Here is a 25,028-nt window from a genome sequence, read left to right as displayed (position 1 = left end):
GCGTATGCAGGCGCGCTCAAATCATCCGCTGCAGCGTCCGGTCCTTGAAGACCACGTGATGCGCGAGCGCCGCCAGCGCGTGCAGGCCGATCACCCAATAGAACGCATTGCCGAGCCATTCATGCGCGCTCTTGAGCAATGGCCGCGCCACAGGATCGGCGCCGACCAGCGTGTACTGGATGTTGGCCCACGCGAGCGTGACCGGATGGCCGCCGGTGTTGATCGTCAGGATGCCGAGCAACGGCTGCGCGAAGATGAAAACGTATAGGGCGAGATGCGCGGCGCGCGCGAGGAAGGCGAGCAGCCGGTTGCCTTCGACTTCGGCGGGCGCGCCCGCCCACAATCGCCACAGCAGACGCAAACAGGCCAGCCCCAGCACCAGCGTGCCGCACCAGAAATGCACGCTGCTCCACAACGCGCGGCTGTCGCTGCCTTTGGGCCCGCGAATTTCGATCGCCAGATAAGCGAGCGCGACCAGCAGAAAAATGGCCCAGTGGAAGAAAATGGCGGGCGGCGTGTAGCGCTCCGAGGCGCGGCTGTAAGACATAGAGTGGGTTCCCGTGACCTGGTCGATCGTTTTTATCAATCATCAGATGATAAACGGTGCTCGACCCGAATGGGCACCCTCGATAAAATCGGGATTGATCCAGGGCCAGGCGCGTCCCATGAGCACCCGGCGCGGTGCCTCGCTGTGCCCTATTCGCTGCCGAGATAGAAATAGCGGAAGAGGAAAATCGCCGCGATGATCCACACCACCAGCTTCACCTTGCGTGCCTGGCCGGTGAGCAGTTTCAGCCCCGCATACGAGATGAAGCCGAACGCGACGCCATTGGCAATCGAATAGGTGAAGGGCATCAGCAGCGCCGTGAGCGCGGCCGGCACGACTTCGGTGGCGTCGTCCCACGGCAGGTCGAGCATTTCGCGCAGCATCAGGCACGACACATACAGCAGCGCCGGTGCCGTCGCGTAGCCGGGCACCACGCCCGCGAGCGGCGCGAAAAAGAGCGCCGCGAGGAACAGCACGGCCACGGTGATGGCGGTCACGCCCGTGCGACCGCCTGCCTGCACGCCCGACGCGCTCTCGATATACGCGGTGGTCGACGAGGTCCCCAGCATCGAGCCGGCCAGAATGGCCGTGCTGTCGGCGAGCAGCGCGCGGTTCAGCCGGTGCATCTTGCCTTCCACCAGCAGTCCGGCGCGATTGGCCACGCCCATCAGCGTGCCGGTCGCGTCGAACAGTTCGACGAGGAAGAAAACGAGGATCACGTTCAGCACGCCACCCGACAGCGCGCCGCGAATGTCGAGCTGGAACAGTGTCGGCGCGATGGAGGGCGGCGCCGAGACGATGCCGTGAAACTGATTGCCGCCGAAGAAAAAGCTCAGCACCGTCACGCCGACAATGCCGATCAGGATCGCCCCTCGCACCCGCAAATGGTCCAGCGTGACGATCGCGAAGAAGCCGATCACCGCGAGAACCACATGCGGGTTGTGCAGGTCGCCGAGCGTCACGAGCGTGGCCGGATTGCCGACCACCACGCCGGCCGACTTCAGCGAAATGATTGCGAGAAAAAGGCCGATACCGCCGGTGATGGCAATGCGTATCGAATGCGGAATGCCGTTGACGATCACTTCGCGCACGCGGAACAGCGTGACGATCAGAAACAGGCAGCCGGAGATGAACACGGCGCCGAGCGCGGCCTGCCAGGTGAAGCCCATGCCCTTGACGACGGTGTACGCGAAGTACGCGTTCAGGCCCATGCCCGGCGCGAGCGCGATCGGATAGTTCGCGTACAGGCCCATGATCAGCGAGGCCAGCGCGGCCACGATGCAGGTCGCGACGAACACCGCGTCCTTCGGCATGCCGGCGTCGCCCAGAATCGCCGGGTTGACGAAGATGATGTAAGCCATCGTCAGGAAGGTGGTCACCCCGGCGAGCACTTCGGTGCGCAGGTTGGTGCCGGCGGCTTCGAAGCCGAAGTAGCGTTTTATGGAGTCCATGAGGCGGGTCTCTCGTCGTTCAGAAAGCGTTTTTTGTGGTTGGAGCGGTGCATGCGCCGCGTCGCCGGCGCTACGGGCGGATTGTAGTCAGGATTGGCGGCGGCGTGCCGCATTGTGTGGGCGAGCCGCTGCATCAACCTCATGCGACGGGCGATTCGCCGGGAGACTGTGGCGCCGGCGCATCAGACGGCGGCCGTTGCCGCGCAGAAACGGATTGGCGACCAGCAGCGCCGGCGTCATGCCGGTGCGGCGCGCGGCACGGTACGGCATGTCCTCGATCACGACCGGACAGGCATTGGCGTCGACCCGGATTGGCATGGTTCGGATTCCGGCGGCGGGTTTATCGAAGGGGCGAGATGATACCTTGCCAGCGCACGCGGTGGCGCGGCAAGCGAATTACGATGTGGCGGCAAAGCGGCAAAGCGGCAAAGCGGCAAAGCGGCAAAGCGGGAAAGGCATGCGGGGCCAAGTTCGCCCGCGACCGTTGCAGTCGCGGGCGGCGCCGCATGCCGCGCGGCGGCTCGCGCTTACTGTGTCAGCGTGGCGCCCGGTTGCTGCGCCCGCCGTGCCGCGACGATGCGGCCCGCATGTTGCGCATTGACCGGATAGTTGATCCAGTCGAGCGGATCATAGCCGGCGGCACGCCATTCGGCCAGATCGGCCCTCACTTCGGCACGCGTTTTCGGCGCCGACGAGTCGTAAGGCCGCGCCGAAGTTTGCGCAAACGCGGTGCTCATGCTCACGGCGGCCAACAGCGCGCCGAGTCCAACTCTGGAAATGATTTTCATGACTGGCTCCTATGGAGCGGTTAAAAACGACCCCGGCATTCTAGATTTCATATGCATTTCGAGTAAGGCGATTGAAGGCAATGCACCGTTTCGTCCGGTGAACCAAACTGAACCGGACGCCCTTCGGCTCAGGGCGCCGACGGCTTGCTGAAGCGCTCCAGCACGGCGCTCAGCAGGTCGATCGGTAGTGGGAAGACGATCGTCGAGTTCTTGTCGGCGGCGATCGTCGTGAGAGTCTGCAGGTAGCGCAACTGCATGGCCTGCGGCTGGCGCGACAGCGTCTGCGCCGCTTCCAGCAAATGCTGCGAGGCCTGCAATTCGCCCTCGGCGTGAATCACCTTGGCGCGCCGTTCGCGCTCGGCTTCGGCCTGGCGGGCAATCGCGCGGATCATCGTTTCGTTGATATCCACATGCTTGATTTCCACGATCGACACCTTGATGCCCCACGCGTCGGTTTGCGCGTCCAGCACTTTCTGGATATCGGCGTTCAGCTGCTCGCGATCCGCCAGCAGTTCGTCGAGCTCGTGTTTGCCGAGCACCGCGCGCAAGGTCGTCTGCGAAAGCTGGCTGGTCGCCTCGAAATAGCGCGCCACCTGGATCACCGCTTTCTCCGGATCGACCACGCGGAAATACACCACGGCGTTGACCTTCACCGAGACGTTGTCGCGCGTGATCACGTCCTGCGGCGGCACGTCGAACACGACGGTGCGCAGATCCATGCGCACGGCCTGCTGCACGATCGGAATGATCAGCACGAGGCCGGGACCCTTGACCTTCCAGAAGCGGCCGAGCATGAACACGACGCCGCGTTCGTATTCCCGGAAAATCCGTATCGACGAAGCAATCAGCGCGGCCACCAGCAGAATCAGAATGCTGGTGAAGCCGAATGTGAAACCGATCATGAGCTTTCTCCTTGTTGTCGTGCTTCCGTGGGCACCACGGTCAACGTCAGGCCGCGCCGCGCGGTGACGCGCACCGCATGGCCGGCTGCGACCGGGGCCGTGCTGGACACCCGCCAGCGTTCGCCGTGCACGCGCGCCCAGCCGGCCAGCGCGCCGTCTGCCGTGACGTCAGAGGCGGCGTCAGAGGCGGCGTTCTCAGGCAGCAGGCCGCCGTCGAGCACCACGCCGACACTGCCGATCAGCGCTTCCGAGCCCGTTACCACTGGCTGGCGCCGCGCGCGCAGCGCGAGTCGCGACACGCCCAGCACGAACAGTACGCTGAAGACGGCCACGGCGGCGATCATCGGCAGGGGGATGCCGTAGCCGGGCACGTCGGTGTCGATCAGCATCAGCGCGCCGATCACGAACGCGGCCACGCCGCCGAAGCCGAGCGAGCCGAAGCTCGGCAGAAACGCCTCGCCGATCAGAAACGCAATGCCGAGAAAGATCAGGCCGAGGCCGACGTAGTTGATGGGCATCATCTGCATGGCGAAGAGTCCGAGCAGCAGGCTGATCGCGCCGACCACGCCCGGCAGCACGAAGCCCGGATTGGCGAATTCGAAGAACAGGCCGTACATGCCGATCATCAGCAGGATCAGCGCGACGTTGGGATCGGTGATCACGGCGAGGAAATGGCTGCGCCAGTCGGCTTCGAGTGTGACGACCGGCACGTTTGCCGTCCTGAGGGTGACGTTGCCGGCGCTCGTGACGAGCGTGCGGCCGTCCAGCTGGCGCAGCAGATCGGGCACGTCGCGCGCATTCAGATCGACGACGTGCTGCGCGAGCGCGTCCGCCGCCGGCAGGCTCACGGCTTCGCGCACCGCGCGCTCGGCCCAGTCGGCGTTGCGCCCGCGCATCTGCGCGAGGCCGCGGATATAGGCGGCCGCGTCGTGGACCTGCTTGCGCGTTTCGGTCGATTGGGTGTCGAGCGGCAACGCCCTGGCGGAACCGGAGGGCGCGGAGGCTGTCGAGGCCGCGGGTTTGACCGGGCTATTGCCGTCGCCGTCGCCGCTGCCGCTGCCACCGCTGCCACCGCTGCCACCGCCGCCGCCAATACCCGGCAAGCCCGGCGCGCCGCCGCCCGCCGGCGGTTCGGCGCCGATGCCCATCTGGATCGGCGTTGCCGCGCCGAGATTGGTGCCGGGCGCCATCGCCGCGATGTGGCTTGCATAGACGATATACGTGCCGGCGCTTGCCGCGCGCGCGCCGCTGGGGGCGATGAAAGCGGCGACCGGCACCGGCGAGGCGAGAATCGCCTTGATGATCTGCCGCATCGACGTATCGAGCCCGCCTGGCGTGTCGAGTTGCAGCACGGCGAGTTGCGCGCGCTCGTCGGCGGCACGCTGAAGACTGCGCACGATGAAGTCGGCACTCGCCGGACTGATTGCGCCATTTACCGGAATCACCACCACGCTGTTGGGCGCGACGGCGGCGCGAAGCGGGACATCCACCACAGTGGATTCGCACGACGCGAAGCCGAACGCCAAAAGCACGCCGAGCACGGTGATGCCGCGCATCAACCGGCCCACGACGCCGCCACGGATAAGCGACATGCGCGAGCCAGACTGCCGGAACGGGAGACGCGGATACGTGCTCATCGCTGACGGCTGCCGCGCCCGTCGACGCTTATCGACGCGTATCGACCGGCGCGGGCCGATACCCCACAAGAAGGCTGGCCTGCTCCTTACAGCTTAGTCCGATTCCGTCCGGCGCGTGAAATCCGCGCGCGCCGGCCGGTAGTCGGTCGGCCGCATGCCGGTCCACTTGCGAAACGCGCGATGAAACGCACTCGGCTCGGCAAACCCCACTGAGGTGGCGATGTCGGCAATGGTGCGGTTGGTATCCTGCAGTTCGCCGATCGCGATGTCGCGCCGCAGGTCGTCCTTGATCGACTGGTACGTATAGCCTTCCTGTTTCAAACGCCGCCGCATGGTGGCTTCCGCCACGTGCAGCCGTTCGGCCATCTGATCGGCGGCGGGCCAGCCGGCCATCGGCAGGGCGCGCAGCATCTTGCGCACGCGCGCGGCGAGCGAGCCGGGATTGCGGTACTTGACGATGAAGCTGCCGGGCGCATCGCGCAGGAACGGTTTGACCGATTTCGTGGTCTGGACCACGGGAAGGTCGAGAAACGCCGCTGCGAGATCGACGTACGACTCGGCCTGGCCGAAGCTCATGTGATCGCAGAACATCAGGCGGTATTCGTGCGCGGCGGGCGGCTCGGCGCAGCGAAAGCGCGCTTCGAGCAACGGAATGCGCCGCCCGACCAGCCAGCACAGCAGCCCGTACACGAGGATGAAGTAAGTTGCATACGCAAACATGGCCGGCGGCGGCGCGTTGGGGTTTTCCACGAAGCGCAGCCTCACGTGCTGCGTGTCCGCTCGCGTGTCCGCTCGCGTGTCCGTTTCGATCTGCACGCCGAGATCGTCCAGCACCAGCCGCATGAAGCCGACCGCGCGCGCCAGCGCCTGCGCGCCGTTGCGCGCGGTCAGCGCGGTTTGCGTCATGGCGATGAAGCTGCCGCTTTTCATGCGATGCGAATCCTGGCCGAAGAACTCGTCGTCGAGCGCGCGCGCAATCGCGGCCCACAGCGCGCCGTATTGCGCGGACGACACCCGGCTTTTCGGCGACGCCAGCATGGGCGCCGCGATGCCGGCGGCTTCGGCGAGCGGCAGCGCGTCCAGGCCGCGCGAGCGCGCCAGCGCGAGCGCTTCCTCGACCATGCTGACGGAAATCGTGCCTTTATCGTTCTTCATGTTCTTCATGCGTGTCGGGCAGATTGGCTCAAGCTGGCAAAAGCGCTCAGCATTTTGCCGGTGGTGATTCGCCAAGTCCTTGAAATTGCGGATGGAGTTGGCCTCGCGTCTTACCGGTATGGCAAATGCGCTCAGTCAGAATGATCGGGCTGAGCATCGAACCTGTCCAGTGGCTTGCCTACACTGGGTCCGAACCGATCGCGCGCAGCTTGCGTTGGGAGACCCATCGCGAGGCGGCAAATCAGCCGCGATCAGACGTACAGAACAGGACCGGGCACTATGGACAGCTTCTACACCGACGAACAACGAATGATCCGCGACGCCGCGCGCGACTTTGCCACCGAGCGCCTCGCGCCGTACGCGGGTCAGTGGGACCGCGACGCGCAACTGCCCGCCGAGGTCGTCACGCAAATGGGCGAACTCGGCTTTCTCGGCATGATCGTGCCGGCGGAATGGGGCGGCTCCTATACGGACTACGTGGCCTATGCGCTCGCGCTCGAAGAGATCGCCGCGGGCTGCGCCTCGTGCGCCACGCTGATGAGCGTGCATAACTCGGTCGGCTGCGGGCCGATCCTCAACTTCGGCAGCGCAGCGCAAAAAGACCGCTATCTGCACGACCTCGCGACCGGCCGCCGCATCGGCGCGTTCTGCCTGACTGAGCCGCAGGCCGGCTCCGAGGCGAACAATCTGCGCACCCGCGCCGTGCTGCGCGACGGCAAGTGGATTCTCAACGGCAGCAAGCAGTTCGTGACCAACGGCGCTCGCGCCCATGTCGCAATCGTGTTCGCCGTCACCGATCCCGATCGCGGCAAGCGCGGTCTGTCGGCCTTCATCGTGCCTACCGATACGCCGGGCTTCAACGTCGGCAAGCCGGAACACAAGCTCGGCATTCGCGCGTCCGACACCTGCCCGATCTCGCTCGACGACTGCGCCGTGCCCGAAGCCAATCTGCTCGGCGAGCCGGGCGAGGGCTTGCGCATCGCGCTGTCGAATCTCGAAGGCGGGCGCATCGGCATTGCCGCGCAGGCGCTCGGCATCGCGCGGGCCGCGTTCGATGCCGCGCGTCTCTATGCGAGCGAACGCATCCAGTTCGGCAAGGCGTTGAAGGAGCATCAGACCATCGCCAACATGCTCGCCGACATGGCCACGCGTTTGAATGCTGCGCGCCTGCTCGTGCATCACGCGGCGCGGCTGCGCACGGAAGGCAAGCCGTGTTTGTCGGAGGCTTCGCAGGCGAAGCTGTTCGCCTCGGAGCTGGCCGAGGAAATCTGCTCGAACGCGATTCAGATTCACGGCGGCTATGGTTATCTGGAGGACTACGCGGTGGAGCGCCACTACCGCGATGCACGCATCACGCAGATTTACGAAGGAACCAGCGAAGTGCAACGCATGGTGATAGCGCGCCATGTGTAAATGCAAGCGAGGCTGCATTTGAGCGCAGAATAGCTTGCCGGGCGAGCAGAAAAGCAGTGCCGCAACGGACAAAAGAGCGGAGTACATACCGCGCCATAAGGAGACGACGATGACAGCAGCAAAGGCTTTTTTCGACGCGCGCGACCTGCTATTGCGCCATCGAACCGACTACGACCGCGCGTACCGCGAATTCGCGTGGCCGGCACTGGGCGAGTTCAACTGGGCGCTCGACTACTTCGACGTGATCGCGCGCAATAACGACAATCCCGCGCTGTGGATCGTCGACGACCCCGCCGGCGACGGCCTGCGCCTGTCGTACGCGCAGATGTCGGAGCGTTCGGCGCGCATGGCGAATTTCCTGCGCGGTGTGGGCGTGGGCCGCGGCGACCGTCTGCTGCTGATGCTGCCGAACCGCGTCGAACTCTGGGACGTGATGCTCGCGGCCATGAAGCTCGGCGCGATCGTGCTGCCCGCCACTACCCAGCTTTCCGCCGACGACGTACGCGACCGCGTGCAGATCGGCGGCGCGAAGTTCGTCGTGGTGGATAGCGCGGAGCTGGCCAAATTCGATACGCTGGAGACGCCGCTCACGCGCCTGTCGGTCGGCGCGCCGCGCGAGGGTTGGATCGATCTGTCCGCAGCCTACGACGCATCGCCGCAATTCACGCCGCAAGGCGTCACGCACGCCACCGACCCGATGCTGCTGTACTTCACGTCGGGCACCACCTCGAAGCCCAAACTCGTCGAACACACCCATCAAAGCTACCCGGTCGGCCATCTGTCGACCATGTACTGGATCGGCCTGCAACCGAACGACATCCATTGGAATATCAGCTCGCCGGGTTGGGCCAAGCACGCGTGGAGCTGCTTTTTCGCGCCGTGGAATGCACAGGCCTGCGTGTTCGTCTTCAACTTCCCGCGCTTCGTGGCGAAAGACACGTTGAACGTGCTGGTGCGTTTCAACGTCACCACGCTGTGCGCGCCGCCTACGGTGTGGCGCATGCTCGTGCAGGAGCATCTGACCGACTACCCGGTCAGGCTGCGCGAGATCGTCGGCGCCGGCGAGCCGTTGAATCCGGAGATCATCGAACGGGTGAAGCACGCGTGGGGCATTACGATTCGCGACGGCTTCGGCCAGACCGAAACCACCTGCCAGATCGGCAACTCGCCGGGCCAGCCAGTCGTGCCCGGTTCGATGGGACGTCCGCTGCCCGGCTACAGAATCGAGTTGCTCGATGCCGACGATCAGCCCGTCACCGAAGGCGAAATCGCGCTGCCGCTGGCCGAGCGGCCGCTCGGCCTGATGACCGGCTATGCGAACAATGCCAACGCCACCGCGCAGGCCATGCGCAACGGTTTCTATCGCACGTCCGACGTCGCGCTGCGCCGTGACGATGGCTATTACGTCTACGTCGGCCGCGCGGACGACGTGTTCAAGTCGTCCGACTACCGCCTGAGTCCGTTCGAACTCGAAAGCGTGCTGATCGAACACGAGGCGATCGGCGAAGCCGCCGTGGTGCCGAGCGCCGACGCGCTGCGTCTGTCGGTGCCCAAGGCGTTCGTCACCGTGCGCCAGGGCTACGAAGCCGGGCCCGAACTCGCGCGCGCCGTGTTCGCGTTTTCGCGCGAAAAACTCGCACCGTACAAGCGGATTCGCCGCCTGCAATTCAGCGAACTGCCCAAGACCATCTCCGGCAAGATCCGCCGCGTCGAGTTGCGGCGCCGCGAAATGGAGCGCGCGGCCGAACCCGCGCGCCTGCCCGGCGAGTATTGGGAAGAGGATTTCCCGGATCTGCGTTGATTCTTTTCATTACCCGTCACTGCCCGGCCGCCTCGCGGCCACTGCACAGGAGTTTCAGCATGAGCGCAACTGCGGCCATTGCCACTGTCAAACTGTTGATCAACGGTGAATTCGTCGAATCGAAGACCACCGAATGGCGCGATATCGTCAACCCCGCCACGCAGCAAGTCCTGGCGCGCGTACCGTTCGCCACCACCGACGAGGTGAACGAAGCGATCCGTTCCGCGCACGCCGCCTTCAAAACCTGGAAGGACACACCGATCGGCGCGCGCATGCGCATCATGCTGAAGTACCAAGCGCTGATTCGCGAGCATATGCCGCGGATCGCGAAGACCTTGAGCGCCGAGCAGGGCAAGACGATTCCCGACGCCGAAGGCGATATTTTCCGCGGCCTCGAAGTGGTCGAGCATGCGTGTTCGATCGGCACGCTGCAGCAGGGCGAATTCGCGGAGAACGTGGCGGGCGGCGTGGACACGTACACGTTGCGTCAACCGATCGGCGTGTGCGCCGGCATCACGCCGTTCAACTTCCCGGCGATGATCCCGCTGTGGATGTTCCCGATGGCGATCGTGTGCGGCAATACGTTCGTGCTCAAGCCGTCCGAGCAGGATCCGCTTTCGACCATGCAACTGGTCGAACTCGCGCTCGAAGCCGGCGTGCCCAAGGGCGTGCTGAACGTGGTGCATGGCGGTAAAGAAGTGGTGGACGCGCTGTGCACGCACGAACTCGTCAAGGCCATATCGTTCGTGGGCTCGACGGCGGTCGGCACGCATGTGTACCGCCTCGGCAGCGAACACGGCAAGCGCGTTCAATCGATGATGGGCGCAAAGAATCACGCGGTGGTGTTGCCCGATGCGAACCGCGAGCAGACGTTGAACGCACTGGCCGGCGCGGGTTTTGGTGCGGCGGGCCAACGCTGCATGGCGACTTCGGTGGTCGTGCTGGTGGGCGCCGCGCAGCAATGGTTGCCGGAGTTGGTGGCGAAGGCGAAGACGCTCAAGGTCAACGCGGGCAACGAACCGAACACGGATATCGGCCCGGTCGTGTCGCGCGCGGCGAAGCAGCGCATTCTCGGTTTGATCGAAACAGGCGTGAAAGAAGGCGCCACGCTGGCGCTGGACGGCCGCGACGTGAAGGTGCCGGGCTACGAGCAGGGCAACTTCATCGGCCCCACGCTCTTTACCGACGTCACCACTGAAATGGAAATCTATCGCCAGGAAATTTTCGGGCCCGTGCTGGTGGTGTTGAGCGTCGCCACGCTCGACGACGCGATCGAACTCGTCAACCGCAATCCGTTCGGCAATGGCGTGGGCCTCTTCACGCAGAGCGGCGCGGCGGCGCGCAAGTTCCAGAGCGAGATCGATATCGGCCAGGTCGGCATCAACATTCCGATTCCGGTGCCGGTGCCGTTCTTCAGCTTCACCGGCTCGCGCGGCTCGAAACTCGGCGACCTCGGCCCGTACGGCAAACAGGTCGTGCAGTTCTACACGCAGACCAAGACCGTTACCGCCCGCTGGTTCGACGACGACACCGTGAACGACGGTGTGAACACGACTATCAGCCTGCGCTGAGCGCGTGGCGAGCGAGCGGACACACGGAGACGACATCATGAAAATAGGCTTTATCGGACTCGGCAACATGGGTGCGCCAATGGCGCACAACCTGCTCAAGGCAGGTCACGCGGTCAACGTGTTCGACCTCAACGCGCAAGCCGTGCAGGCGCTCGTCGACGCCGGCGCGAAAGCCGCCGCGTCGCCGAAAGCGGCGGTGACCGACGTGGAATGCGTGATCACCATGCTGCCCGCCGCGGCGCACGTGCGCAGCGTGCTGACGGCGGACGACGGCATCTTCGCCGGCATCGCCAGGGGCGTGACCATCATCGACTCGAGCACGATAGATCCCGTGAGCGTCAAGGCGTTCGCCGAACTCGCGCAGCAGCACGGCAACAGTTTTGTCGATGCGCCCGTGTCGGGCGGAACGGGCGGCGCCGCGGCGGGCACGCTGACCTTCATGGTCGGCGGCAGCGCGAGCGTGTATGAGCAGGTCAAGCCGGTGCTCTCGGCAATGGGCAAGAACATCGTGCACTGCGGCGATACCGGCACGGGCCAGGTCGCGAAGATCTGCAACAACCTCGTGCTCGGTATCACGATGGCGGGCGTGGCGGAGGCCATGTCGCTCGGCGAGGCGCTCGGCATCGACGCGAAAGTGCTGGGTGGGATCATCAATACATCGACCGGACGGTGCTGGAGTTCGGATACCTACAACCCGATGCCCGGCGTGATCGAGACGGCGCCCTCCACGCGCGGTTACACGGGCGGCTTCGGCACGGATCTGATGCTCAAGGACCTCGGCCTCGCCACCGACGCCGCGAAAGCCGCGCGGCAACCAGTGTATCTCGGCGCGCTCGCGCAACAGCTTTATCAGACGATGAGCACGAAAGGCGCGGGACGTCTCGACTTTTCGGCGGTCATCAAGCTTTATCGTCAGGACGGCAAGGACGGAGGAGCGTCATGATCGAACTCGACTATGCGCACGACGGCGCCGTTGCGCAACTCACGCTCAAGCGGCCGCCGGCCAATGCGTTTACGCCGGAGGGCTTGCTGCAATTGCAGCAGTCCGTCGAGCGCCTGAACGGCGAGGCGCGTGTGCGGGCGATCGTGATTGCCGGCGACGGCCCCAGGTTTTTCAGCGCGGGCGCCGACCTGAACACGTTCGCCGACGGCAACCGCGAAGTCGCGCGCACGGCCGCGGCGCGCTTCGGCGCGGCGTTCGAAACCTTGCAGAACGCGCGGCCCGTGGTGATCGCGGCGATCAACGGCTATGCGATGGGCGGCGGACTCGAATGCGCGCTGGCGTGCGATATCCGCATCGCGGAACAGCATGCTTTGCTGGCGTTGCCCGAGACGGCGGTCGGCCTGCTGCCCTGTGGTTGCGGCACACAGACGCTGCCGTGGCTGGTCGGCGAAGGCTGGGCCAAGCGGATGATTCTCACCGGCGAGCGCGTCGACGCAGCGACGGCGCTGCGTATCGGTCTGGTCGAAGAAGTGGTGGAGAAGGGCGCGGCGCGCGAGGCCGCGCTGACGATGGCCGCGCGTGTCGCTACGTTGAGCCCGCAGGCGGTCGGCTTCAGCAAGACGCTGATCCATCAGGCCCGCAACGGCGTGCCGCGCGCGGCGGCATTGGCGCTGGAACGCGAGCGTTTCGTCGATCTGTTCGACGGCGCCGATCAGCGTGAAGGCGTCAACGCGTTCCTCGAGAAACGCGCGCCGCGCTGGCAGGTGACACAGGCCGCGCCCGCGGACGGGGAGACGCATTGATGAGCGCCTTGCAAAGCGCCGTACCCGACACGAGTCTCGAAGCGGAACGCGAGATTCTGTTTCGCATCGTCAACCGTGTGGCGATCATCACGCTGAACCGGCCGGCCGCGCTCAATGCGCTCTCGCACGCTATGGTGCGCGAGCTTGCCGTGCTGGTCGAACATTGCCGCACCGACGACGGCATCGTCGCGCTCGTGCTGAAAGGCGCGGGCACCAAGGGTTTCTGCGCCGGCGGCGATGTGCGCGAAGTGCAGCGGCTCGCAAAGAACGGCGACAGCCGGTGGCTCGCATTCTTCGCCGACGAATACCGGCTCGACTACGCACTGCATACGTTTCCGAAACCGGTGGTCGCGCTGCTGGACGGCATTACGATGGGCGGCGGCATGGGGCTCGGGCAGGCCGCGCGGCTGCGCATCGTCACCGAGCGCAGCAAGATTGCCATGCCAGAGACGCGTATCGGCTTTCTGCCGGATGTCGGCGCGACGCGCTTTCTGAGCGTGATGCCTGCGGAGGTGGCGCTGTACGTCGGGCTGACCGGCGCGACCTTGTCCGGCGCCGATGCGTTGCGCCTGCAACTGGCGGATCTGTGCGTGCCGGCCGAATGGCTCGCCAGTTTCGAGGAGCGTTTGCAGCGCATGTCGTCCGAAGGCGATCTGATGGCTGCGTTGCGCGGCGTGTTCGAGCCGCCGTGCAATATCGTTCCGCACGCGGCGCTGGAGCCGTTTACACAACTGATCTTGCGGCATTTCGACCGGCGCTCCAGTGTCGAGCGGATGGTCGCGACCGTGCGGCAGGAGCTGGAGCGCGAGCCGCCGCGCGAAGTGAAGCAATGGTTGCAGTCCACGTACGACGCGCTGACCGGCCATTCGCCCACCATGCTTTACGTTACGCGCGAGGCGCTTTTGCGCGGCCGGCAGATGAGTCTCGCGGAATGCTTCCGCATGGAGCTGGGCATCGTCAAACGGGTGATCGAAGAGGGCGACTTCTGCGAAGGCGTGCGGGCCCAGTTGATCGACAAGGATCGCAAAGCCAGGTGGGCGCCTGCCAGGCTGGCCGAGGTGCGGCCCGAACGCGTCAGGCATTTCCTTGCTTCGCCGTGGAAGCGGGAGGCACATCCGCTGGCCGCGTTGGGCTCGGGGCAGGAATGATGAGGCGGAGGTGGTGAAGCATCCGCGCTCCGCACGGCACCGCCATGCAAGCCAGCGCCGCGCGCGACACGCAATCAACTTTCGCCGAACGCCTCGCCATGCAGCATGCCCGCCGCAGGCGCACCGCCTTGCGCGCCGCGTACCCGGGACACCCAGAACACGCCGGCCAGCCCGACAGCAACCGAAACCCAGCCGACAGTCCCATACCCCAGAATCTGTCCACCAGGCGACGTGCTGAGCATCAAGCCGCCGATCCACGCGCCGCATCCCGTGCCCAACGCCTGCAGCGCACTATTCGCGCTGAGAAAAGCGCCGCGTCGGGCAGGCTCGGGGACTGTGGTCAGCAACGCCTGCATCGGTACCATGCGCGCCGACATCAGGACCATGAAGAACGGAAAAAACATCACCAGCGCGTAGAACGGCAGATCCGGCAGATGCGTGACGAACAGCACGGGCAGAAACGCGAGCACGGCCGCGATCCGGAACACGCGCCGCGTGCCGAACCGGTCCGCGAGCGCGCCCACGCGGCGCGATGTGAAGAACGTCGCCGCGCCGCCGGCCATATAGAGCCAGGATAGCTGCTCGGGCGCCACGCCGTGATTGGCGACCAGCACGGGCGAAATGAACGGAATCACCACCATGTGCGCGACCATCATCATGAAGGTCAGCGCAAACGCATTCAGATGCCGCGGGTTGCTGAGGAGCCGCCACAAATCCGGCAGCACTTCCGCGAGCGGCGGCTGATGGCGGCTCAAATGTTCGGTCAGCGACGGCACCAGCCGCCAGCCCGCCGACCACACGAGCAGCGAGAGCGCCACCAGCAGGAAGAACGGCGCGGCCCAGCCGAAGTGCGCACCCAGCATCACGCCGGCCGGCACGCCCGCAATCGCCGCGAGGGAAAAGGCGGTCATGATCGTGCCGGTGGCGGCGCCGCGGCGTTGCACGGGGATCACATCGCCGACGATCGCCATGATCACCGAGCCCAACACGCCGCCCGTGATGCCCGCGAACGCACGCGCGGCCAGCAGCAGCGCAAAGCTGCTCGCCAGCGCGCACGCCAGGTTCGAGAGCGCGAACAGCGCATACATGGTCAGCAACAGACGGCGCCGGTCGAAGCGGTCGATATAGGTCGCCGCAAAGAGTCCCGACAGCCCCGAGCACCACGAGTACGCCGACACCGCCGTGGCGAATGCCGCCGGTGTGATGGCGAACGCATGCATGATCTGCGGGCCGAGCGGCATCATCACCATGAAGTCCATGATGAGGGTGAACTGCGTCAGCGCGAGCAGCCACAGCAGGCGGCGTTCGTGCTTTGCGCTTATTGGGTACATCGATCGATTCCTGTTGTGATTGTCGGCACGGTGCACGGGGCACGCGTGGCCGGCGCCGCATGATCCCATGCGCCGGTGTAGCGCGCGATGCCGCCAACGGCGCACGCTCAATCGTCGAGCGATTCGTGCACCGCCTCGGCGCCCTGTTTCCAGTAGCTGGCCGCGCGAATGCGCGATTTGTCGACGCCGCGCTCCGTACACAGGTGATAGCGCACCGCGCGCATGGTCGCCGATTCGCCGGCGGCCCACACGTAGCCTTCGCCGTCTTCCGGCAGGTAGAGATCGCGGACTGCTTGCAGCAAGGCTTCGCCGCGCATCCCACCGTCGTTGCGATAGCGCCAGACGAGATGCAGTTCGGCTTGCGTCGTGAATTCGATCCGCGCCGACGGCTCGGCGACTTCGATCACCGTCGCGACGCGCGTGCCGGCCGGCAATTCTTCCAGGCGGCGGGCGATGGCGGGCAGCGCGGTGTCGTCGCCGATCAGCAGATGCCAGTCGAAACCCTTGGGTATCACGAGCGAACCGCGCGGGCCGCCGATACCGAGGTACTGGCCCACTTTGGCTTGCGCGGCCCATGTCGCCGCGGGGCCTGCTTCGTGCATGGCGAATTCGATGTCGAGCTCGCGCGCTTCGCGATCGAAGCGGCGCGGCGTGAAGTCGCGCGCGACCGGGCGCGGCTGGCCGGCGGGAAACACCGGGCCGTCCGGGCCCGCTTCCGGCAGCACCGGTTTGTCCGCGCCGGGTTCGGGGAAGAACACCTTGATGTGGTCGTCGAACGAAGCGGAGACGAAGTCGTGCAGGTCTTCGCCCGTGAAGGTGACGCGGATCAGATGCGGCGTCAGCGCGCGCACCTGCCTGACCTGCAGCAGACGGAACTTCAGCGGATGCCGTACGCGCTGCACTGCCAGATCGGTTGGTTTGTCTTTCATCAGCATAGGGTGCCACTCCTGTTGGTTCGATGGACGTGCTCACGCGCCGCATGCGCCGGCGTGCAGGCGCATGCGTGGCAACGGCGGCCTGCGCTCAAACAGCCGCTTCGCCGCCGTTGCCGTTCTCGCCGTTGTCCGGTTTGACTTTGCTTTCAATTTCTTTGGCCGCGCGCATCAGGATTTCGGCGATGCGGCGCTGCTCGGCCGCTGGTGCGTTGTCGCGCAGCAGCAGCGCATGCTTCAACGTGCGGCGCGCTTCACTCAACTCGGGCAGCCAGCCGCCCTCGCTGATGTCGGCAGGCTCTTCGCCGGCAAACGCGCGGCGCACCGAATCCATCTTGCGGGCGATGTGGCTCAGCCTGGCGAGCATCAATTCGACGCGCTCGCGGTTGGCGGCCAGATAGTCGCGGCCCGTTTGCGATAGTTCGTAGCGCTTACGGTTGCCTTCGAGTTGCACCGTCACGTAGCCGAGTTCTTCCAGATACGTGAGCGCCGGGTAGACCATGCCGGGGCTCGGGCTGTAGAAGCCGTTCGAGCGCGTTTCCAGGGCCTTGATCAGCTCGTAGCCGTGGCTCGGCTGCGTGCCGATCATGGACAGGAGCAGCAGTTGCAGGTCGTCGGAACTGAATTTGCGGCCGCGCGGAAAACCGTCGCCGTCGCCGCCGAAGCCACCGGGGCCGCCGCCGAAGCGTCCGCCGCGACCACCGCCGCGATGCTCGTGATGGCGGCCAATGGCGTGCCACAGCGCGTGCAGCGGGAAGCGGCCGTAGCCGTGGCCGCCGTGGTCGCCCTGGCCGCGCGCGTCGCCGCGCCCGTCACGTTCGCCGCGATTGTGGTGATTGCCGCGATGGTCGCGATACTCGTGATGGCGTGCGAATGCATGCCATAGCGCATGCAGCGATGTGGGTTCGTGGCCGAGGGAGAAATTGTCGTCCGCCACGTGCGGACGGGAAAAACGGTGATGGTGACGCATCTTGGGTACTCCCGTTTGTGTCTTAAGATGTGTCGTAAGATATATATCTAAAGATATTTTGTCAAACTACTTTTTTGCGGAAACCGGTGGACAACGAAGTCTGCGGGAAGTGGAAGAGGGCCGTTCAGAGACAACAAAAGTCTGCGCCAACACGAATTTTCTTCGTGCGACGCACAATTTTTGGGGAGTGATTGGTTTGTAGTGCCCGCGGCGGCGCAAGCTATACAACTTGGCAGTCAGTTGTCGAAGCGGGCACCATATCTTCGAATCCCTTTGCCCAGGAAGCAGCTTGGACAGCTTGTTATCACGAGGCAGCAGTCGGGGAGGGTCAACGGGTACCCCATACACCATTATCCTGTTCGCCAACGATGAACGTCGTGCCGGACGGCCAACGCGCTCGGGGCAACTGGCAATCCGCTATTGGGTTGGAGTACCGGATGGAACACGCGTCCGACGTGTCACAATTGCCGCTATCGAAAGGTGCCTGCCTGCGACTTCCACATACTCAGTTTGACTAACTGATTGACTATTGTTGCTAGATTCATCGCTGGCTTCAGTCTCAAAGTTCGTAGGCCCGCGCCAGTGCAAGCGTGTCGATGTACTCCCGGATGCTGGTCACTTTGCTCTTTCGAACGGTAATGGCGAAGACCCAATCGTCCTCGAACGTCCTGTTCGTGGATTTGACTCTGCCCGTGGCGAAGCCGACGACCAGAACCCGCTCTCCCTGTGCTACGAATTCCGGGGGCTCCGGGTATGAAATTTCCACCATTTCGGAAGCCTTCTGAAGCAAAGCCGCCAATGCCGCATGCCCACGGTGCGTGCCGGCCAGCGGCCATTCGCCCGGAATGATCCACTCGATATCCTCGGCAGAAACCGCAAGCAGTCCTTTCTTATCGCCGCGGCCCATTGCTGCAAAAAAATCCTTCACAATCTGGACATTCTCTTGCGTGCTCATCGAAAACTCTCCATTTCTGTTGCGTCAGATTGTGTCCGACCTGGTCGGATACGATCGAAATAAATCCGCGACTGGAGCAAGGAAGGGAAGGACCGCGCCCGCGGGGCAGGATCGCATCAAAAATTTGCGATCACGACTCATCAGTCGAACTTGACCAGGTCCTTAAAGATCAGTTGACCCCAGCTATTTCCGCGCGCCTGCACAAGCAGTCCACCTTCCGAGAGCCCGCCAAGTTTGATCGGCGAGAAACCGAGATTTTCCGCAAGCGCACCAATCTCCGCTGCGGCGCCGTCATCGTCGCTCGCCAGGAACACGACTCTTCTGCCACCATGTACGGCCGGATCCTGGTCGAGAACGGCAGCGGCCAGATGATTGAAGCCTTTAACCAGTCTTGCACCCGTGAAGGCCTGCGCGACGACCCTGGAAGAAGCTTGTCCTCCCAGTTCTTCAGGAGGCACGCCGTAGGCGTTGGTCACATCGACGATAGTTTTCCCCTGCCAGGTGGACAGCGCCTTCGCGACATCCTGATGCGACTCGAAACGGACAGCCAGAAAGACGACGTCCGCCTTGACTGCTTCCGCCAGTTTTTTGGGAATGATCGTGGGTCCGATCGCAGCCGCGGCGGATGCAAAGCTTTCAGGTTCGCGAGTGGTTGCAACGGACACTTCGATGCCGCTTCGGGCAAACGCCCTGGCCAGCGCCTGGCCGATCTTGCCGAAGCCGATAATTGCGTAGCTCATATATTTTCCTTCAGTTTGCCGAGCCTTACGGCGCTCCGGATAATCGAATGGAGCGCCGCAGGGCGTAGCGTCAGAGTTGCGCCAGGCCACCGTCGACGGCGACCTCGCTGGCGGTCATGAAGCTGCTGTCCGACGACGCGAGAAAGGCGGCCACGGCCCCGATCTCCGACGGATCGGCCATGCGCTGGAGCGGAGTCATAGCCGCGTAGACCTTCTGGCCTTCTTCGCCGAGCGCTGCCTTCGCGAGTTCGGTCGCCGTCGCCCCGGGCGACAACACGTTCACCCGGATGCCGGTGCCCTTCAGGTCCTCGGCCCAGGTCCGCGCGAGGTTGCGCACTGCCGCCTTGCTCGCGCTGTAGGCGCTCATTCCCGGGGCGCCCGTGGTGCCGGCGCTCGATCCGGTCAGGATTATCGAACCGCCCTGGCCCATTAGCGGCAGCGCCTTCTGGACCGTGAAAATCGTACCCTTCACATTGGTGTCGAAGGTTTCGTCAATGTGCTGGGCGGTGATCTTGCCGAGCGCAAGCGGGCTTCCCGCCCCCGCATTGGCGAAGACGATGTCGAGGGTTCCGCGTTCGGCTTTCACCGCCGCGTAGAGTCGGTCGAGGTCGGCCTCATCCGAGACCGAGCCCTTCACTGCGCGGGCATTGGGGCCGAGCTCGGCCACAGCGGCATCGAGCGCTTCCTGTCGGCGGCCGTAGATGAAGACGAAGGCGCCCTCCTCGATGAAGCGCCTGGCCGCGGCGCGGCCGATGCCGGTAGCGCCACCTGTGATCACAGCGGTCTTTCCATTCAGTCTGGTCATGTCGTGCATCCTTCCTTGAAGTAGTACGGAAGCAGGGAACTGCTTACTTGAGACCAGTATGCGGTTCTGATAACCTGAGGACAAGTATGCACCTTTTGGTAACTGTGAAAATGACCGACTGTTCTCAGAATTGCGGTGGCCGCTACTCCTACGGGCTCGCCGCCACACTCAGCATCATCTCGGGCAAGTGGAAACCGCTGATCCTGTACTTCCTGCTCGACGGCCCGAAGCGCTACGGCGAACTCAAGCGCAATGTCCACGGCGTCAGCGCCAAGGTGCTGATCCAGCAATTGAAGGAGCTGGAGGCCGATCGCGTGCTGGCGCGGACCGACTACAAAGAGGTGCCGCCGCGTGTGGACTACGCGCTGACCCCGCTTGGCCGCAGTCTGGCCGACAGGATTGTCCCGCTGTGCACCTGGGGAACCGAGAACATGGCCGAAATGGTGAGTGTGCTCGCCGAGCGCGACCGTTCGCTTTAGCGGGACGGCCGAAAAGCCGGGTTGGTTGATGAGAACGACGTGACAGACGTGTCGTTCCCAGTGGTGTTGTGGACCCGCCGGTGAGGACGAGGTGTCGGTGATTCAGCCGACATCGACGTTCAAGGCGATGTCGAAGGTGCCGGCGCCGTTTTTGGCCAGGCCGATGAGCATCAGCCCGAGCGACTCGAGCGTCTGGGCCATATGCAGGCCGCCGACATCGAACGGACGCAGCCCGAGACTCTCGATGAAGGTCGAGACGCGCGCCTTGGCCTGCGGATCGTCGGCTGCGATGAACGCGTCGAGGCGTCCACCCCGCGCAAGTACGGGTCCGAAGAGGGTGTTGAACGCCTTCACGACATGCGCGCCGGCGGGGGCGCCCCTGGCGATCTCCTGCGCGGCAGAACTGCCGGCGGGGGTGACGAGGCCCGTGGCGTCGGCAGAGATCGGGTTGGTGATGTCGATGATCACCTTGCCGTCGAGCGCGTTCCCGTACTCGGCCACCACCGCCGCCGCACCGGTGTACGGCACGGCGAGGATGACGATGTCGCCCGCTGGCGCGGCGCCGTACGTCCCTGTCGTCGCTCCGGCTGCGAGCTGGTCGGCCAGCGCCCGCGCCTTGGCCGGGTCGCGGCTGATTACCTCGACGGTGTACCCAGCCCTGGCGGCACGGCCACCGATCGCCGCGGCCATGCCTCCTGAGCCGATGATGCTGATAGTGCGGATAGTGTTCATTTGCAGATTCCTCGTGAGTTGGGGTCTTGCTTCGTAGTCTTTAACCGGGGGCATCCCCGGCTAATATTTCGTGTGTGGCGAGCCGCGTGCGTCATCCCTCATGACATCTCCGGGTCGACAGAGTGGTTGGCCGAACGGATCACGGCATCGCTGTCCGCCGGGTTTGTTGCGACCCGGCTCCCTGCCTCAGCTCGACTCAGCCGGCAGGGAAGTAATGGCCGTTGTCCAGATCGGCGAGCAGCCTGGGCTGGGCGGGTTCCCAGCCGAGGGCCTGGCGGGTTATGAGGTTGGACGCCGGGAGGTCCAGCGTGACCAGATTCGCGAGGAATCCAAAGTATCCCGGCAGCATCAGTACGTCCGCGGGAATGCTCACGGCCGGCAGGCCCAAACGGCTGCCAATGGCCTCGGCGATTTCGCGGAACTGGACGCCCTCGCCCTCAATCCCGTGCCAGCTTTTGCCAGCCGGACCCTTCTCCAGCGCCAGGCGGAACAAGGAGGCGAGGTCGCGGCTGTGCACGGCCGGCCACACGTTCGCGCCATCGCCGGGGTAGGCGACGGTGCCCTTCTCCTTCGCGAGCCCGATCAGCAGCGGCAGGAAGCCGGCATTGTCGGTGGTGCTGTGCGCGATAGTCGGAATCCGCACGATCGAGGACCGCACGCCCCGCTCCGCAAGGCCGACTACGGTGAGCTCCACGACGTTACGAACCCGCAGGGAACCCTTGTACGCATCGCCGCCGGGAAGGGCCGGGTCCTCTTCGGTCGCCGGTCGGTCCAGGAAGCGGGCCCCGGGCGCCGCCCAGCCCAGGTTCGTGGGCGAGCCAATGCTCCCCGAAACGACCAGTGGTTTTCCGGTTCCGGCCAATGCCTCGCCGTACGCGAGCATGATCTGGAGTTCCGCTGCGGCCACGGCGTCGATCCCGCCGACGGGAAGCAGGTCTTGCCTATGCGCGACGTGGATGACGCCATCGGATTCCGCCGCTGCCGCCTTGAGCCCGTCGAGGTCGGAAACATCCCCGCGACGCACCTTGGCCCCGAGCGCGGACACTGCCGCTGCGGATTTATCCGATCTGGCCAGGCCAGTTACCTCGTGGCCGGCGGCGATGAGCTCGGGGATGATGTACGAACCGATATGGCCGGTCCCGCCAGTGACGAGAACGTGCATGTTATTGCTCCTTGTAGGCGATGTGATGCGAGAAGTGGTGGTGGCGGTGCACTCAGCCAAGAAGGCCGACGCCGATTGAGAAGTTGGTGTGCTTGACGGAGCGGGGGCTCACAAAGCTCGTGAGGTCGGAGGCGACGGGATTGGTGATGTCACAAGAACCCGCCAGCTCTTCGCCGTAGCGCCTCACCACGTGAGAATGGCGGAGTAGGGAACCGCCTGGATGACAATGTTCCCGGCCGGGGCGGCGCCGAGCGTTCCTGTCGTCGCGCCGGCTCCGACCTGCCCGGCGAGCGCGCGCGCCTTGGCGGGGTCGCGACTCATCACCTCGACGGTGTGTCCGGCCCCGGCGGCCATGCCACCTGTGCCGATGATGCTGATAGTGCTCATGTGCTGTCTCCGGGTGAGTTGGGTGGCGCTCGTAACCACTAGCAACCATCCTATTCGCATCACTTGCAAAAAACAAGTAAAAACGGAATTTTACTTGCGCCATGCAAGCGATGTTAATATCCAGCCATGAAGACGACATCTAAGAAAGACGTTCGGTCCCATTGCGCAGTGAACTACGGCGTGGAGATCTTCGGCGACCGGTGGTCGCTCCTGATCATTCGCGACATCGTTTTTGCCGGCAAGAAGACGTATGGTGAGTTCCTGAAATCGGAAGAGGGGATCGCGACCAATGTCCTTGCTGCCCGCCTTGCGTTTCTTGAGGAGAACGGAATTCTCTCTAGCGCACCCAGCCCCGACGATAGGCGGAAGGACTTCTACACGCTGACCGAGAAGGGCCTGGACCTCATTCCCGTCGTGCTTAACATAGTCCTTTGGAGCGCGAAGTACGATTCGAAGTCGTACGTGCGGCGCAGCAAAGAGTTCGCTGCTCGATTGCGTGAAAACCCGATGCAGGTGAGCGAAGAGGTGAAGGCGTTGGTCCGCAATGGCGGATGTATGTTTCCTGACAGCAAGGAATGAGCAGGACGGCAAGCGCGCCCTGTCACGTCGCACGAACGATATGCACACACCACCGGCTACGAGGTGCAGCGAATAGCGGGGCCGATGTCCGAAACGGTCATGGAAGCCGCCATTAATGTTTCACCAACCCCAGCGGCTGCTCAGAGCCCAGTGTGTTTTCGTGCTCCCATCTTTATGTCCCGGCCGCTGAAATAACCCTGGTCAGCAAGGCTACCGTTGCGCATTCCGGTGCGAGCAGTCGGCAATGGAAGGATACCGCTCGCGAGGCCCGCCGCACGGCAAACCATATCGAGTCGTTTACGCAGCGGCCGGCAAGCTTTTTACCAGCCGAACTGGAACCATCAGTAGTCGTTCTCGTCGATCCACCGAATGGCCCAGGATTCGCCGCGGCTCGCCGCCTCGCCTTGTGTAGCGTAATGTCCGAGGTCGGAGAAAATGAAGTTTTCGCCCTGGGTCTCGCCTTCGCCCGCTTCGCGCTGAACCCACACGCTAGCCGAAAAGCCTTCGGGCAGTGTATCCGGCGTCATATCGACGATCCAGTCCCGATGTATCGATGTCAACTTGATCAAGCGTGCTCCAGACTTGTTGTGTGATTGGCGCACCGTTAATAAAACGGCGCTTCGCCAGGCGGCCGGGTCTTGAAGCGCTTATGGACCCAGTAATATTGTTCGGGCATCAGGCGGATCTGCTCTTCCAGATAAGCGTTCATCCTGCGCGCGTCGACCGCGTCATCGCCGGTCGGATAGTTCTGCCACGGCCTGAATACCTTCAACCTGTAACCTCGGTAGTTCGGCAACACCTCGCCAATAAACGGCAGCACTTGCGCCTGCCCGGTTTTAGCAAGCCGTCCGACCGCGGTCAGCGTGCAGGTTTCAATGCCGAAGAAAGGGACGAAAGTCGAATTGCGAAGCCCGTAATCCATATCCGCGCCGAGCATGACGGGCTTTTTATCGCGCAGCCATCGCAACACGATACGCGCGCTGTCGGCGCGGCTGGCCATTTCGGAACCGAACCGGCCGCGCTGGGTTCGGGCAACGGCATCCAGCATCTTGTTGGACATGGGCTGATACAACGCGCCGCAAGGCCTGCCCAGCGCATAATTGATGAAGACCGAGCCCGCTTCGATGCCAACAAAGTGTGCGCCGAGCAGCAGTGTGGGCGGCATGTCCGGGTCCGACAAATCGACCTCGCTGTCTACGACCACCAGTTTCTTCAGCTTTTCCGCCGAACCGAACCATTGGACGCTGCGCTCCACGTAGCTGCGGATCACATGGCGGAAATGCTGCTGCGCGACGCTTTCGACGCGTTCGGTGCTCCAGTCGGGAAAGCAGCGCTCCAGATTGATATGGACGATGCGCTTACGCCGGCTAGGCAACTGGTAGAGCAGCCAGCCCAGACCATCGCCGAAACGAGCAGTTATGCCATAGGGAAGGATTGCGAGGAATTTCAGCAATGCCAGGGCGGCCGCGACGCCGATGCGGCCTAGCAACAGACCGCCAGCAGGAGGCGGTTTTCAATGAGAACAGCGGCTGGAGAAATTAAAGTCAAGCGGTCCGAACCTTTATCGAATAGAACGGCACGGTAAAGCGCTTACCGCAAGACGTGGATAGACGACTCGCATGCTATTCGCCAAAAGCGCCAGGAGAGGTGAACGTTGCAACGCCTCATTGCTCTCTGCGAGCACGCGCGACCATCAATTGCGACTGACGATCATCCATGTGCCTATGGTATCCCGCCAGCCGGGTCGAGTCGAGTCCACATTTCAAATGGCCGATGATGACCGGACGTTGCTGGCTG

Annotated in this window: 26 protein-coding genes; 8 read left to right on the top strand and 18 right to left on the bottom strand. The window is 64.2% G+C overall.

Annotation, left to right across the window (positions count from 1 at the left end; translation table 11 throughout):
• Positions 1-16 precede the first annotated feature (16 nt).
• The 7 genes from BXE_RS31590 to BXE_RS31560 all read right to left on the bottom strand — a co-directional run bounded on the left by BXE_RS31590 (position 17) and on the right by BXE_RS31560 (position 6,480).
• The gene (locus BXE_RS31590; RefSeq protein WP_011492192.1) at positions 17-547 is read right to left on the bottom strand and encodes a cytochrome b; all 531 of its coding nucleotides are present in this window, start codon (positions 545-547) and stop codon (positions 17-19) included.
• Positions 548-696: 149 nt separating this feature from the next.
• The gene (locus BXE_RS31585; protein ID WP_011492191.1) at positions 697-1,998 is read right to left on the bottom strand and encodes an NCS2 family permease; all 1,302 of its coding nucleotides are present in this window, start codon (positions 1,996-1,998) and stop codon (positions 697-699) included.
• Between the two features lie 87 nt (positions 1,999-2,085).
• Entirely contained in the window at positions 2,086-2,316 is a 231-nt protein-coding gene (locus BXE_RS48275; RefSeq protein WP_011492190.1) for a hypothetical protein, read from the bottom strand.
• A gap of 209 nt (positions 2,317-2,525) precedes the next feature.
• Positions 2,526-2,786: a DUF4148 domain-containing protein gene (locus tag BXE_RS31575; protein ID WP_011492189.1), complete on the bottom strand. Its 261-nt coding sequence runs from the start codon at positions 2,784-2,786 to the stop codon at positions 2,526-2,528.
• A gap of 128 nt (positions 2,787-2,914) precedes the next feature.
• Positions 2,915-3,688, bottom strand: coding sequence for a slipin family protein (locus tag BXE_RS31570; RefSeq protein ID WP_011492188.1), 774 nt, complete (start codon positions 3,686-3,688; stop codon positions 2,915-2,917).
• A complete protein-coding gene (locus tag BXE_RS31565; RefSeq protein WP_011492187.1) occupies positions 3,685-5,325 on the bottom strand; it encodes an NfeD family protein in 1,641 nt (546 codons plus the stop codon). Before BXE_RS31565 ends, BXE_RS31570 begins: the two co-directional genes overlap by 4 nt.
• Positions 5,326-5,418: 93 nt before the next feature.
• The gene (locus BXE_RS31560) at positions 5,419-6,480 is read right to left on the bottom strand and encodes an AraC family transcriptional regulator (protein ID WP_040125274.1); all 1,062 of its coding nucleotides are present in this window, start codon (positions 6,478-6,480) and stop codon (positions 5,419-5,421) included.
• A 279-nt stretch (positions 6,481-6,759) separates the two neighbouring features.
• On the opposite strand from BXE_RS31560, the gene BXE_RS31555 reads away from it, so the two are divergent.
• From BXE_RS31555 to BXE_RS31530, 6 genes are all read left to right on the top strand, one after another.
• Positions 6,760-7,893, top strand: a complete 1,134-nt coding sequence (locus BXE_RS31555) for an acyl-CoA dehydrogenase (protein ID WP_011492185.1) — start codon at positions 6,760-6,762, stop codon at positions 7,891-7,893.
• Positions 7,894-8,002: 109 nt separating this feature from the next.
• A complete protein-coding gene (locus tag BXE_RS31550; RefSeq protein ID WP_011492184.1) occupies positions 8,003-9,694 on the top strand; it encodes an AMP-binding protein in 1,692 nt (563 codons plus the stop codon).
• Positions 9,695-9,753: 59 nt separating this feature from the next.
• Positions 9,754-11,265: a CoA-acylating methylmalonate-semialdehyde dehydrogenase gene (locus tag BXE_RS31545; RefSeq protein WP_011492183.1), complete on the top strand. Its 1,512-nt coding sequence runs from the start codon at positions 9,754-9,756 to the stop codon at positions 11,263-11,265.
• Positions 11,266-11,302: 37 nt separating this feature from the next.
• Positions 11,303-12,208 carry a 3-hydroxyisobutyrate dehydrogenase gene (gene mmsB / locus BXE_RS31540; RefSeq protein WP_011492182.1) on the top strand — a complete coding sequence of 302 codons (906 nt, stop codon included), beginning with the start codon at positions 11,303-11,305 and terminating at the stop codon, positions 12,206-12,208.
• The gene (locus BXE_RS31535) at positions 12,205-13,011 is read left to right on the top strand and encodes an enoyl-CoA hydratase (protein ID WP_011492181.1); all 807 of its coding nucleotides are present in this window, start codon (positions 12,205-12,207) and stop codon (positions 13,009-13,011) included. The genes mmsB and BXE_RS31535 overlap by 4 nt, the downstream gene beginning before the upstream one ends.
• Positions 13,011-14,159 (top strand): enoyl-CoA hydratase/isomerase family protein, encoded by a 1,149-nt coding sequence (locus tag BXE_RS31530; RefSeq protein WP_011492180.1) that lies wholly within the window; start codon positions 13,011-13,013, stop codon positions 14,157-14,159. The genes BXE_RS31535 and BXE_RS31530 overlap by 1 nt, the downstream gene beginning before the upstream one ends.
• 74 nt (positions 14,160-14,233) lie before the next feature.
• Here the strand turns inward: BXE_RS31530 and BXE_RS31525 are convergent, their stop codons facing one another.
• The 6 genes from BXE_RS31525 to BXE_RS31500 all read right to left on the bottom strand — a co-directional run bounded on the left by BXE_RS31525 (position 14,234) and on the right by BXE_RS31500 (position 19,892).
• The gene (locus BXE_RS31525) at positions 14,234-15,490 is read right to left on the bottom strand and encodes an MFS transporter (protein ID WP_011492179.1); all 1,257 of its coding nucleotides are present in this window, start codon (positions 15,488-15,490) and stop codon (positions 14,234-14,236) included.
• A gap of 107 nt (positions 15,491-15,597) precedes the next feature.
• Positions 15,598-16,425 carry a siderophore-interacting protein gene (locus BXE_RS31520; protein ID WP_011492178.1) on the bottom strand — a complete coding sequence of 276 codons (828 nt, stop codon included), beginning with the start codon at positions 16,423-16,425 and terminating at the stop codon, positions 15,598-15,600.
• Between the two features lie 88 nt (positions 16,426-16,513).
• Positions 16,514-17,392, bottom strand: a complete 879-nt coding sequence (locus tag BXE_RS31515; protein WP_040124610.1) for a PadR family transcriptional regulator — start codon at positions 17,390-17,392, stop codon at positions 16,514-16,516.
• A gap of 559 nt (positions 17,393-17,951) precedes the next feature.
• Positions 17,952-18,347, bottom strand: a complete 396-nt coding sequence (locus BXE_RS31510) for a nuclear transport factor 2 family protein (protein ID WP_011492175.1) — start codon at positions 18,345-18,347, stop codon at positions 17,952-17,954.
• A gap of 140 nt (positions 18,348-18,487) precedes the next feature.
• On the bottom strand, positions 18,488-19,087 hold the full coding sequence (locus BXE_RS31505; protein ID WP_011492174.1) for an NADPH-dependent F420 reductase: 600 nt from the start codon (positions 19,085-19,087) through the stop codon (positions 18,488-18,490).
• A 70-nt stretch (positions 19,088-19,157) separates the two neighbouring features.
• Positions 19,158-19,892: an SDR family NAD(P)-dependent oxidoreductase gene (locus BXE_RS31500; RefSeq protein ID WP_011492173.1), complete on the bottom strand. Its 735-nt coding sequence runs from the start codon at positions 19,890-19,892 to the stop codon at positions 19,158-19,160.
• Between the two features lie 110 nt (positions 19,893-20,002).
• Here BXE_RS31500 and BXE_RS31495 point away from each other — a divergent pair, with 110 nt between their 5' ends.
• Complete coding sequence (locus BXE_RS31495) at positions 20,003-20,371, top strand: winged helix-turn-helix transcriptional regulator (RefSeq protein WP_040124613.1); 369 nt, start codon at positions 20,003-20,005, stop codon at positions 20,369-20,371.
• 102 nt (positions 20,372-20,473) lie between these two features.
• Here the strand turns inward: BXE_RS31495 and BXE_RS31490 are convergent, their stop codons facing one another.
• The 3 genes from BXE_RS31490 to BXE_RS31480 all read right to left on the bottom strand — a co-directional run bounded on the left by BXE_RS31490 (position 20,474) and on the right by BXE_RS31480 (position 22,652).
• The gene (locus tag BXE_RS31490; RefSeq protein ID WP_040125277.1) at positions 20,474-21,094 is read right to left on the bottom strand and encodes an NADPH-dependent F420 reductase; all 621 of its coding nucleotides are present in this window, start codon (positions 21,092-21,094) and stop codon (positions 20,474-20,476) included.
• A gap of 205 nt (positions 21,095-21,299) precedes the next feature.
• Positions 21,300-22,265 carry an SDR family oxidoreductase gene (locus tag BXE_RS31485; RefSeq protein WP_011492170.1) on the bottom strand — a complete coding sequence of 322 codons (966 nt, stop codon included), beginning with the start codon at positions 22,263-22,265 and terminating at the stop codon, positions 21,300-21,302.
• 183 nt (positions 22,266-22,448) lie between these two features.
• A complete protein-coding gene (locus tag BXE_RS31480; protein ID WP_011492169.1) occupies positions 22,449-22,652 on the bottom strand; it encodes an NAD(P)-binding domain-containing protein in 204 nt (67 codons plus the stop codon).
• A 126-nt stretch (positions 22,653-22,778) separates the two neighbouring features.
• Between BXE_RS31480 and BXE_RS31475 the strand changes: the two genes are divergently transcribed.
• On the top strand, positions 22,779-23,231 hold the full coding sequence (locus BXE_RS31475) for a winged helix-turn-helix transcriptional regulator (RefSeq protein WP_011492168.1): 453 nt from the start codon (positions 22,779-22,781) through the stop codon (positions 23,229-23,231).
• 341 nt (positions 23,232-23,572) lie between these two features.
• Here BXE_RS31475 and BXE_RS31470 read toward each other — a convergent pair whose 3' ends face one another.
• On the bottom strand, positions 23,573-23,800 hold the full coding sequence (locus BXE_RS31470) for a hypothetical protein (RefSeq protein ID WP_011492167.1): 228 nt from the start codon (positions 23,798-23,800) through the stop codon (positions 23,573-23,575).
• Between the two features lie 35 nt (positions 23,801-23,835).
• Positions 23,836-24,720 (bottom strand): lipid A biosynthesis lauroyl acyltransferase, encoded by an 885-nt coding sequence (locus BXE_RS31465; protein ID WP_011492166.1) that lies wholly within the window; start codon positions 24,718-24,720, stop codon positions 23,836-23,838.
• Between the last annotated feature and the right edge of the window lie 308 nt (positions 24,721-25,028).

This window comes from Paraburkholderia xenovorans LB400 (assembly GCF_000013645.1).
Taxonomy (GTDB): Bacteria; Pseudomonadota; Gammaproteobacteria; order Burkholderiales; family Burkholderiaceae; genus Paraburkholderia; species Paraburkholderia xenovorans.
The sequence above is the reverse complement of the archived record's forward strand: the minus strand, read 5'-3'. Positions and strand labels throughout refer to the sequence as shown.

Excerpts from the sequence above, each read along its gene's own strand:
- BXE_RS31590 (WP_011492192.1), bottom strand. The coding sequence starts at position 547 with ATGTCTTACAGCCGCGCCTCGGAGCGCTACACGCCGCCCGCCATTTTC.
- BXE_RS31585 (WP_011492191.1), bottom strand. The coding sequence starts at position 1,998 with ATGGACTCCATAAAACGCTACTTCGGCTTCGAAGCCGCCGGCACCAAC.
- BXE_RS48275 (WP_011492190.1), bottom strand. The coding sequence starts at position 2,316 with ATGCCAATCCGGGTCGACGCCAATGCCTGTCCGGTCGTGATCGAGGAC.
- BXE_RS31575 (WP_011492189.1), bottom strand. The coding sequence starts at position 2,786 with ATGAAAATCATTTCCAGAGTTGGACTCGGCGCGCTGTTGGCCGCCGTG.
- BXE_RS31570 (WP_011492188.1), bottom strand. The coding sequence starts at position 3,688 with ATGATCGGTTTCACATTCGGCTTCACCAGCATTCTGATTCTGCTGGTG.
- BXE_RS31565 (WP_011492187.1), bottom strand. The coding sequence starts at position 5,325 with ATGAGCACGTATCCGCGTCTCCCGTTCCGGCAGTCTGGCTCGCGCATG.
- BXE_RS31560 (WP_040125274.1), bottom strand. The coding sequence starts at position 6,480 with ATGAAGAACGATAAAGGCACGATTTCCGTCAGCATGGTCGAGGAAGCG.
- BXE_RS31555 (WP_011492185.1), top strand. The coding sequence starts at position 6,760 with ATGGACAGCTTCTACACCGACGAACAACGAATGATCCGCGACGCCGCG.
- BXE_RS31550 (WP_011492184.1), top strand. The coding sequence starts at position 8,003 with ATGACAGCAGCAAAGGCTTTTTTCGACGCGCGCGACCTGCTATTGCGC.
- BXE_RS31545 (WP_011492183.1), top strand. The coding sequence starts at position 9,754 with ATGAGCGCAACTGCGGCCATTGCCACTGTCAAACTGTTGATCAACGGT.
- mmsB (WP_011492182.1), top strand. The coding sequence starts at position 11,303 with ATGAAAATAGGCTTTATCGGACTCGGCAACATGGGTGCGCCAATGGCG.
- BXE_RS31535 (WP_011492181.1), top strand. The coding sequence starts at position 12,205 with ATGATCGAACTCGACTATGCGCACGACGGCGCCGTTGCGCAACTCACG.
- BXE_RS31530 (WP_011492180.1), top strand. The coding sequence starts at position 13,011 with ATGAGCGCCTTGCAAAGCGCCGTACCCGACACGAGTCTCGAAGCGGAA.
- BXE_RS31525 (WP_011492179.1), bottom strand. The coding sequence starts at position 15,490 with ATGTACCCAATAAGCGCAAAGCACGAACGCCGCCTGCTGTGGCTGCTC.
- BXE_RS31520 (WP_011492178.1), bottom strand. The coding sequence starts at position 16,425 with ATGCTGATGAAAGACAAACCAACCGATCTGGCAGTGCAGCGCGTACGG.
- BXE_RS31515 (WP_040124610.1), bottom strand. The coding sequence starts at position 17,392 with ATGCGTCACCATCACCGTTTTTCCCGTCCGCACGTGGCGGACGACAAT.
- BXE_RS31510 (WP_011492175.1), bottom strand. The coding sequence starts at position 18,347 with ATGAGCACGCAAGAGAATGTCCAGATTGTGAAGGATTTTTTTGCAGCA.
- BXE_RS31505 (WP_011492174.1), bottom strand. The coding sequence starts at position 19,087 with ATGAGCTACGCAATTATCGGCTTCGGCAAGATCGGCCAGGCGCTGGCC.
- BXE_RS31500 (WP_011492173.1), bottom strand. The coding sequence starts at position 19,892 with ATGACCAGACTGAATGGAAAGACCGCTGTGATCACAGGTGGCGCTACC.
- BXE_RS31495 (WP_040124613.1), top strand. The coding sequence starts at position 20,003 with ATGACCGACTGTTCTCAGAATTGCGGTGGCCGCTACTCCTACGGGCTC.
- BXE_RS31485 (WP_011492170.1), bottom strand. The coding sequence starts at position 22,265 with ATGCACGTTCTCGTCACTGGCGGGACCGGCCATATCGGTTCGTACATC.
- BXE_RS31480 (WP_011492169.1), bottom strand. The coding sequence starts at position 22,652 with ATGAGCACTATCAGCATCATCGGCACAGGTGGCATGGCCGCCGGGGCC.
- BXE_RS31475 (WP_011492168.1), top strand. The coding sequence starts at position 22,779 with ATGAAGACGACATCTAAGAAAGACGTTCGGTCCCATTGCGCAGTGAAC.